Below are 9,308 nucleotides of genomic sequence, written 5' to 3' on the forward strand. Positions count from 1 at the left end.
GGGGGCGAGCGGCTACTCTGAAGGCCTTGTTGGTTGTGAGAATTCGCTATGTTATCGCCCGTTTCCCATCATAAGCCTTTGTTTTCTGGTGTCAGAGGTCGTCTGCTGTCGTTTTACCTGCTGGTCGTGTTGCTGACCCTGCTGATCGGTGTGATTGCCGTATTTGGTTTTAATAATGCTGGCCATTTATTGACGGAAATGCAGGAAAGCACCCTGACTGAAATGAATAGCGGGATGGAAGTCGGGGTGAACACGGCCAAAGTGGCGACCGTGGCGGTGAGCCTGACGCAGGTCATCGGGGCGATGGAATATCAGAGTGAATCTGATTTGCTGAAAAACGCCATGCAGGCATTACGTGATTCACTCTCCAGAATGGCGGCGGCACCGCTGGCACAACAACAACCAGCCTTGATCGATAGCATCCATCAGCGCAGCAATGAACTGCAGGACAGTGTCCGTCGTCTGCTCGATTTAACCCGGCAACGACATCTGGAACGGCATGAATTGCTCAGCGTGATATATCAGGCGCAGTCCCAGCTTGATTTATTGGCGAAGGAACCGGGTACCGGCTGGCCAAGCGAACTGGAGCAGGGGTTATTACGCAACATGCTGGAAATGACGCTCACCATTCCCGCTTCGCCAGATGTACTGAAACAACTGGTACTGGTCCGCCAGCAATGGCTGGATAAATTAACGCAAGCCAGCATCGGACGGCAGCACACCCTGCAAGCACTGATTGATGCGCTGGCGCCGGTGGATCTGCTGAATGAAAAGCTGCAGAACAGCGACTTGGCGATTGCCTATCACACTTTCCGGATCAAGGCGCTGGTCAATCTGCTGGATCAGGATATTAACCAGTATGTGCAACTCGTCGTGCATTCCGCCAGTTCCCGGGCGGAGCGAACACATAAAGAACTGCTGACCAGCACCGGAACGATTCAGGTCTTTGCGTTACTGGCGGTGCTGATCACCGTGCTCGCCGGCAATTATATCTATGCCAATCTGGGGGTGCTGGTCAGCGCGATTGCCGATGCCATGACCCGGCTGACCAAGGGCGAGCGCACGGTCAAGGTGCCGGCACTGAACCGGCAGGATGAGCTCGGCGATCTGGCACGGGCCTTCAACGTCTTTGCCAACAACGCCGCGTCGCTGGAACGGGTCACGAAGCTGTTCAAAGAAAAGAGTATTCAACTGGAAACCACCTTTCTCTCCATTCGTGACGGCTTCGCGCTCTTTGATGCACAAGGCGCTCTGATGGTCTGCAACCCGCAATATGCCTCCTTGTTACAACTGGATCTGATAGGGCACGGCACCCATTTCCGGGAAGTCCTGCAGCGGCTGCAGCAGCATGGCGCACAGCGCAGTGATGGCAAACCGCTATCTCCGGATCATCTCTGGCGTGAGGATGACAATGTCTTAACACTGGAACTGCAGTTGAGTGGTGAGCGTTACGTTGAATTGCGTCTAAACCGGCTGGCGAATCAGAGTATGGCCAGCATGGTGTTGGATCGTACCGATCGCAAAACGCTGGAAGCCGAATTGATCCATAGTCAGAAAATGAAAGCGGTCGGACATCTGACCGGCGGTATTGCGCACGACTTTAATAACCTGTTGGCAGTGATTCTCGGCAATCTGGAGCTGTTACAGTCCGATGAACTGGAAGATCGAACCCGCCAGCGGATTGAACGCGCCTATAAAGCGGCAGAGCGGGGAGCCCAGCTAACGCAGCGACTGCTGGCATTCTCGCGCAAACAGGCGTTGCGGCCGCGCGCCATCGATCTGGGGGAACTGGTCACCAACTTGCAGGAACTGATGACGCACTCCCTGCCTGCGACCCTGCGGCTGGAATTGGATATTGCACCGGATCTGCGGCCGGCCTGGATGGATGCCAACCAACTGGAAAACAGTCTGCTGAATCTGGTGGTGAATGCCCGCGATGCCATGGAAGGACGCAACGGCGTGATCCGGTTACGGCTATTCAACCAGCGGGTGCTACGCACCAGTGGTCGCGAGCAGGATATGGTGACAATCGAAGTCATCGATCAGGGCTGCGGTATGACGGCAGAAGTGCTGCAACGGGTCTTTGAACCCTTTTTTACCACCAAGGCGGCCGGAAAAGGCAGCGGTCTGGGTTTATCGATGGTGTATGGTTTTGTGCGGCAATCGGGCGGACGAGTACAGATCGATACCGAACCACAGCGTGGCACCTGTGTGCGCCTGCAATTACCATGTGCGGAGGCAGAAACGCAGCCACATCCAGGGAGTGCAGAAATGACGCAGGTCTGGTCCGGGACCGATCTGCCGCTGGTGGTGGTGCTGGAAGATCAGGGTGACGTGCGGCAGACCCTGTGTGAATATCTGCACAGTCTGGGGTGTCTGACCATGGATACCGACCAGAGCGAACAGGCGCTGGCCTGGGTCAGAGACATCGAGGATGTCCGATTGCTGATCAGCGATATTGTCTTGCCGGGGCAGGCGGGTGGTATTGAGGTGGTGCAACGGGCCGGACAACTGAGACCACATCTGAAATTGTTGTTGGTCAGCGGTCATGATTTCAGTGAACAAGCAGCTCAGTTGAGCTGGCCTTTGCTCACCAAACCCTATACTCGCGCGGATCTGGCTAAAAAATGTGCAGATTTGCTGGGCTATACGCCTATTTGATGTTTTTTTACAGAAAAATTTTCACTTTTTTTGATGCTTTAATGCAAGATCCTGATTGTCTGTTGTTATTAAATCGGAGAAGATAGCGCCGAGAATCAAGGGTCATAAATTCCTTTGCAAAATGCAAAAAATTTACAGATCTGTGATTCGTATGGTCATTTTTGTGCCATACTATCTGGGCTTGAAGCCATCCTAATAAAGTCAAAGGAGTTATCCATGAACAAGTATCAAGTACTGCTGGGCACTATCGCTCTGAGCTCAACCCTGCTGGTTGGTTGTGCTAACACTTCTAAAATCGAATCTGACGTTCAGACCCTGACTGGTAAAGTTGACCAGCTGGCTACTGAAGTTGGTTCACTGAAAGACGGTCAGAGCAAACTGGCTGCTGACGTTGCAGACGCTAAAGCAGAAGCTGCTCGCGCTAACGCACGTCTGGACAACATGGCTACTCACTACAAGAAATAATTTTTTCTTAGTGAAGAACCCTCTTGATGTGGCACCGATTTCGGTGCCTCATCATTTTGGGGCTTTCTGAATATCCTCATTACTGGTTTCTGAGTCTTTTTTGTTGTAACCCCTCCCGCGTACCTGTCACCTTATTCAATCCGTTTGTCGATCACGCATAACACAGCCGTCCATACATGATGGATAGTCAGCCCTTTCTTTTAGGTTTTAAAGCGTAGGACTGTTTTCACGGACAGTGAGTAAGGTTGGTTTGCTGGCTTTTTGGTTTTCAGAAAAAGCAGACAGTAGGCGCTGCAGCCCGATGAAACTGAACAGCAAAATACCAATAATGATTTTGGTCCACCATGAACTCAGCGTGCCATCAAAATTGATATATGTTTGTATCAGCCCCTGGATCAATACGCCAAACAATGACCCAAAGACCGTTCCCACCCCGCCGGTAAGCAATGTTCCACCGATAACAACTGCTGCAATGGCATCAAGCTCTACGCCCACGGCAGCCAACGGATAACCGGCTGACGTGTAGATGGCAAACACAATGCCGGCTATGGTTGCTATGGTGGTGGAGAACATATAGATGCCAATCGTTGTGCGGCGAATTGAGATCCCCATCAGTTCTGCGGAGGTTGCATTACCGCCAATCGCATACACGTTATTGCCAAAACGGGTTCGGGTTGCCAGTACGATCCCGATAACAACGACAATCAGCATGATGATAGCCAATAGACTTAAGCGGCCACCACCGATGATGTGCCATGACATGCTGGAAAGCTTACTAAATACGGGGTCATTAATCGGTAACGATTGTTCAGAAATGAGAAAACTGGTGCCACGTAAAAAGAACATACCCGCCAGTGTGATAATAAACGCCGGTATTTTTAATGTATCAATTAACCATCCCATAAAGGCGCCGAAACAAGCCCCCATAATGAGAATAATGGGGATCGCAAATTGCGGTGCGATGGCCCAGTCACCGAGCATTTTCGCAAGAAACACGCCCGTAAATGCGATAACGGCACCAACTGACAGGTCTATCCCACCGGATAAAATGACAAATGTCATGCCAACGGCAACGATACCGAGAAAGGCATTGTCCGTCAGGATATTGCACACGATCCGGGTGGATAGAAAGGCTGGAAAAGACAATAAGCAAATCAGATAGCCAATGATGAAAACACTGATGGTGATCACCAGGGATAAATTGCGTTTAAGCATGATGACGACCCTTTTTAATGAAACGAACGATGACTGGCGATTGCATGATCAAGACGAATAGCACGACTGCTGCTTTGACGATCAAATTCCATTGTGGCTGATAGCCAGACAATAAAATCCCCGTATTTACGCCTTGAATAATGAGGGTTCCGACGAGCGAGAGCAGCAAATTAAACCGACCGCCCATGAGCGATGTTCCGCCAATGACTACCGCCAAAATGGCATCCATTTCCAGCCACAAACCGGCATTATTAGCATCTGCCCCACGAATATCCGCTGCAACAATGATCCCTGCCAGTGCGGCCAGAATGCCGCTCAGAATATAAGTCGCAATCACGACCATCGGTGTATTCACACCGGCATTTTTTGCAGCACGGATGTTGATCCCAACCGCTTCAATGAATAAGCCTAAAGCCGTTTTTTTCGTGAGTAACCAGGTGAGACAGGCGGCCAGTATCGTAATGACGATGGGTGTGGGTACAAATAAGAATGAGCCGTTACCAAACCAGGCTAAAGCGGCATTGTTGAAGGTAATGATCTGACCTTCGGTAATGAGTTGCGCAATGCCGCGGCCTGCCACCATCAATATCAAGGTGGCGACGATGGGTTGCATCTTTAAGACAGCCACCAAGCAGCCATTCCAGAGACCACAGAGCGCACCAACGCTCAGTGAGGTCAGCAAAATAACTGGCAGAGAGTAATTTGCGGCCATGCTGGCCATTGTTGCGCCACTAATGGCCATGATGGCACCGACGGACAGATCAATACCACCCGTGGCAATCACCAGTGTCATGCCTATAGAGAGTAAGGCAACAGGTGCGCAGCGGTTTAATATATCTATCAAGCTTCCGAATAAACGACCATCTTGCAGATGAATGGAGAAAAAATTATCGGCCACTAAATTGTTTATTAGTAACACCAATATTAACGCGGCGAACTGCGCACTGCCTTTCGGCCAGCCTTTTTTAAAGGTCGGCACTTTTTCCGATAACGGTAGAATAGAGGGGATCATTTTTATGCCGTCCTTACATCGCGATTGCTTTCATGATGGCGGGAACAGAAAGTTCTTCTGTCGGAATTTCTGCTACTTTTCTTCTGTCTTTCAGCACGACCACCCGGTCGGCATAACCAACCAACTCTTCCAGTTCTGACGAGATAACCAGTAAAGCCAGACCATTCGCGCACAGTGATTCGATCAACCGGATAATTTCCGCATGCGCCCCCACATCAATCCCCCGTGTTGGCTCATCCAGAATTAGAAATTGTGGTTTTGTTAGCAGCCAGCGGGCTAGCAATACTTTTTGCTGATTACCGCCGGACAAAAACTGAATAGGCTGTTCCGGGCTGGGCGTTTTGATCGCCAGTTGTTGAATAAAGCGTGCCGCAATATTGTCCTGTTCTTTCTTGGGTATTAAACGCAGCCACCCACGTTGGGCTTGCAGTGCCAGAATAATATTTTCGCGTACAGATGCCGCGGCGATGATGCCATCTGTTTTACGATCTTCCGGACAAAAACCAAAACCAGCAGCGGAGGCTTGTCGGGCAGAACGGATGCTGATTTTGGTATCTTTGACGTGACATTCGCCAGAATCGGTTGGTGTAATACCAAAAATGACTTGTGCTGTTTCCGTCCGTCCTGAACCGAGTAAACCCGCTAAACCGACAATTTCTCCGGGCATGACTTCCAGATCGAACGGCTCGATGATCCCTTTTTTGCTGTAATCTTTGAAAGATACCACTGGTTTATCACTGTGTAAGGTGCGGCCTGCCCGTTTCAGCGCATTGTCTTCCAGTTCGCGGCCCAGCATCATTTTAACCAGTTCAATCTGATCCAATTCCGCAGTAACACGGGTTCCGACCAGTTCACCATTGCGCAGAACAGTGATGCGGTCGGATATTTCATAGACCTGGTCCAGAAAGTGAGTGATGAAGATCAGACTAATACCTTGCGCACGTAAATCACGCATGATGCTGAACAGCATTTTCACTTCATTGGTATCAAGGCTTGCGGTGGGTTCATCAAGAATCAGTACTTTGGCAGAGAGGGATACCGCTCTGGCAATCGCAACAATTTGTTGTATGGCGACGGAATAGTGGCCGAGAGGCAGCGTAACATCCATATCAAAACCATAACTTCGCATGATACTGTTGGCATCACGGAGCATTTTTTTTCGGTCAATTAGGTGAAATTTTTTAGGTTCGCGGCCTATAAATAAATTATCGGCTACCGACATGTTGGGTAATAAATTAACTTCCTGATAAACCGTTCCTATACCCAGTTGCTGCGCATGTGCGGTATTGGCCGGGTTAATCATTTCGCCATCAAAACAAATTGTGCCTGAATCACGAGGATAAACACCGGTTAACGTTTTGACTAAGGTCGATTTTCCCGCCCCATTTTCTCCCAGCAATGCCATGATTTCGCCCTGCTTCAGCGAAAAATCAACATTATGTAATGCTCTGACACCAGGGAATGTTTTACAAATTCCTTTGATATCCAAAACAACATAATCATCCGGATGTTTATTGCTCATATGCGCTCCATGAACAGAACACCATATAAAAACATTCATATGGTGTTCTTGTGTGAAATTAATATGGATTTTTAAATGGTATTGTTAGTAACCCATATTCTTTTTCAGTTCATACTGTTCTTTGGCATCGGCTGGCTGGAATAGTTTTGATTCCGTGGTGATGTTTTTTGGTGGAATAACACCTTTGTCTTTATAAGAAATTAATGCGTCAAAAGCCGGGCCGGCCATATTTGGTGTTAATTCAACAGAGGCATTCGATTCGCCTGCTAACATGGCTTTAAATATATCAGGCACCCCATCAATAGAGATGATTTTAATATCTTTTCCTGGTTTTAATCCGGCTTCTTTTATCGCCTGAATGGCACCAATAGCCATATCATCGTTATGGGCATAGACGGCACAGATATTTTTCCCGTTATTCTCTGCTTTGATAAAGCTTTCCATAACTTCTTTACCCTTGCTGCGGGTAAAATCACCAGATTGGGTACGTATAATTTTAATATTCGGGACTTTGGCTATTGAATCCTGAAACCCTTTTTTACGATCTAATGCAACGCTGGCACCCACGGTACCTTGTAGTTCAACGACATTACATGGCTTACCATTCATGTTATCTATCAGCCATTTGGCGGCTACGTTGCCTTCATGAACGCTATCGGCAGCAACGCCTGTCATAAACAAAGAATTATCTTTGACGGTAATATTACGGTCTAACAAAAATACAGGGATCTTAGCCTCTTTAGCTTCTTCTAAAACAGGCTCCCATCCGGTTTGTACGACGGGTGCTATGAAGATGGCATCCACGCCTTGTGCAATGAATGAACGGATGGCTTTAATTTGGTTTTCTTGTTTTTGCTGTGCATCGGCAATTTTCAGGGTAATTCCTCGTTTAGCGGCTTCTGTTTTAGATACCGAAGTTTCAGCAGCCCGCCAGCCAGATTCAGAACCTATTTGCGAAAACCCGACGGTCATTGATGCAGAATAAACACTACCTGAAATTAAGATGGCACTGATTGCGCTGACTAATGATAATTTCTTAAACATATATAGCTCCTATCTGGTTGGATCATATGGCCATTAATGTTGGAAACCATTTTATTATTTTATGAGAGATTAGATGGTTGCTGAAAACAAGAGGAGATGTGCATCACACAACACTGGCTGTAGCATAATAATTCATATAAATAGCAAGGGATGACATATTAACCACCTAAAGGATCGCTTTAATTAAGGTTGTTAAATAAAAACGACTTGGTGTTGTTTTATATGAGGAACGATTCATATAAAGAGGTTACGTAGAATAAATAAAGGTATTTATTATTGATAATGTAAAGGTCAGTTGAATATTCAATAAGTCGTAGATGGTGAAAATTAATTGAAATAAATTTAAGCGGAAAAAATAAAACCCCGCCGAAGCGAGGTTTTAATGCAATCTGCAAAGATTAATTGGTTTGCGGATTGATCTGTGTCGGCAAGCCAGTACGATCTTCCAACGCTTGTTTAACCACGTGAGAGTCGGTATCTGCTTTGGCGATGAAGTGACCGACGAATGCAGACAGCGGCAGTGGTGATTTTGCTGTGGAGTTCAGCTCATCCATGGTGCGTGACAATGGTTCATGCACTTCCATATAACGGCGTCCATCCGGCTCCTGAGTCACTTTGATCGGCTGGTTGACGAACTGCACACGGGTACCGACCGGCACTACACTGAACAGATGTTTGATGTCGTCATTGCGCAGGCGCACACAACCGTGGCTGACGCGCAGGCCGATACCGAATGAGGCATTGGTACCGTGGATGGCATACAGATTGCCGATATACAAGGCAAACAGACCCATCGGATTATCCGGGCCGGCAGGAACTACGGCTGGTAACGGCTCACCCATTTCGGCATATTCTTTATGCACTTTCGCGGTTGGGGTCCAGGTTGGGTTCGCCTGTTTACGTTGTACGGAGGTCACCCAGTTTTCCGGGGTGTCTTTACCCAACTGACCGATACCAATCGGCAGCACTTCCACGATGTTTTTGCCTTTCGGGTAGTAATATAGACGCATTTCCGCGACGTTGATGACAATCCCTTCACGGGGTGCATCCGGCAGGATCAACTGATGCGGGATGATCAGGGTGCTGCCAGGCTTAGGCAGGTAAGGGTCAACTCCAGGGTTGGCCTCCATCATACCGCTCAGGCCGATCTGATATTTGGCCGCGATGGTTTCCAACGCTTGCTTGCTGTCAGCAGGAACCACATATTCCACATTCTGACCGAGAAGACGACTGTTGGCTGGCGGCAATTGGTATTCAACGGCTGACGCTGACAGGCTGGTTAGTGTTAGACCGCACAGCAGAGCCGGTAGGGCATTGCGCATGATGTTCATAGAGATCCTGTAATAACTGCTTTTATCTGATTGGGTTGATGCGTTATCTGTTGGTATA

The 9,308-nt window shown here is 48.3% G+C and carries 7 protein-coding genes; 2 read left to right on the forward strand and 5 right to left on the reverse strand.

Annotated elements, in window-relative coordinates:
- Positions 1-48: 48 nt before the first annotated feature.
- Together H027_RS0108670 and H027_RS0108675 are read left to right on the forward strand one after the other, a co-directional pair.
- Positions 49-2,661, forward strand: a complete 2,613-nt coding sequence (locus H027_RS0108670) for an ATP-binding protein (protein WP_024872066.1) — start codon at positions 49-51, stop codon at positions 2,659-2,661.
- Between the two features lie 216 nt (positions 2,662-2,877).
- The gene (locus H027_RS0108675; protein WP_024872067.1) at positions 2,878-3,126 is read left to right on the forward strand and encodes an Lpp/OprI family alanine-zipper lipoprotein; all 249 of its coding nucleotides are present in this window, start codon (positions 2,878-2,880) and stop codon (positions 3,124-3,126) included.
- 207 nt (positions 3,127-3,333) lie between these two features.
- Here H027_RS0108675 and yjfF read toward each other — a convergent pair whose 3' ends face one another.
- The 5 genes from yjfF to H027_RS0108700 form a co-directional block, all read right to left on the reverse strand.
- The gene (yjfF, locus tag H027_RS0108680; protein ID WP_024872068.1) at positions 3,334-4,341 is read right to left on the reverse strand and encodes a galactofuranose ABC transporter, permease protein YjfF; all 1,008 of its coding nucleotides are present in this window, start codon (positions 4,339-4,341) and stop codon (positions 3,334-3,336) included.
- Positions 4,334-5,353, reverse strand: coding sequence for a galactofuranose ABC transporter, ATP-binding protein YtfT (gene ytfT, locus H027_RS0108685; protein ID WP_051448971.1), 1,020 nt, complete (start codon positions 5,351-5,353; stop codon positions 4,334-4,336). Before ytfT ends, yjfF begins: the two co-directional genes overlap by 8 nt.
- A 13-nt stretch (positions 5,354-5,366) precedes the next feature.
- A complete protein-coding gene (gene ytfR / locus H027_RS0108690) occupies positions 5,367-6,875 on the reverse strand; it encodes a galactofuranose ABC transporter, ATP-binding protein YtfR (protein ID WP_024872070.1) in 1,509 nt (502 codons plus the stop codon).
- An 84-nt stretch (positions 6,876-6,959) separates the two neighbouring features.
- Positions 6,960-7,919: a galactofuranose ABC transporter, galactofuranose-binding protein YtfQ gene (gene ytfQ, locus H027_RS0108695; RefSeq protein WP_024872071.1), complete on the reverse strand. Its 960-nt coding sequence runs from the start codon at positions 7,917-7,919 to the stop codon at positions 6,960-6,962.
- Positions 7,920-8,317: 398 nt separating this feature from the next.
- On the reverse strand, positions 8,318-9,250 hold the full coding sequence (locus H027_RS0108700) for a L,D-transpeptidase family protein (protein ID WP_024872072.1): 933 nt from the start codon (positions 9,248-9,250) through the stop codon (positions 8,318-8,320).
- Positions 9,251-9,308 lie beyond the last annotated feature (58 nt).

Origin of the sequence: Tolumonas lignilytica (assembly GCF_000527035.1) — a bacterium.
GTDB classification, from domain to species: domain Bacteria; phylum Pseudomonadota; class Gammaproteobacteria; order Enterobacterales; family Aeromonadaceae; genus Tolumonas; species Tolumonas lignilytica.

Bases quoted from the DNA above. Each gene is read 5' to 3' on its own strand.
- H027_RS0108670 (WP_024872066.1), top strand. From the start codon at position 49: ATGTTATCGCCCGTTTCCCATCATAAGCCTTTGTTTTCTGGTGTCAGA.
- ytfT (WP_051448971.1), bottom strand. From the start codon at position 5,353: ATGATCCCCTCTATTCTACCGTTATCGGAAAAAGTGCCGACCTTTAAA.
- H027_RS0108700 (WP_024872072.1), bottom strand. From the start codon at position 9,250: ATGAACATCATGCGCAATGCCCTACCGGCTCTGCTGTGCGGTCTAACA.
- ytfR (WP_024872070.1), bottom strand. From the start codon at position 6,875: ATGAGCAATAAACATCCGGATGATTATGTTGTTTTGGATATCAAAGGA.
- ytfQ (WP_024872071.1), bottom strand. From the start codon at position 7,919: ATGTTTAAGAAATTATCATTAGTCAGCGCAATCAGTGCCATCTTAATT.
- H027_RS0108675 (WP_024872067.1), top strand. From the start codon at position 2,878: ATGAACAAGTATCAAGTACTGCTGGGCACTATCGCTCTGAGCTCAACC.
- yjfF (WP_024872068.1), bottom strand. From the start codon at position 4,341: ATGCTTAAACGCAATTTATCCCTGGTGATCACCATCAGTGTTTTCATC.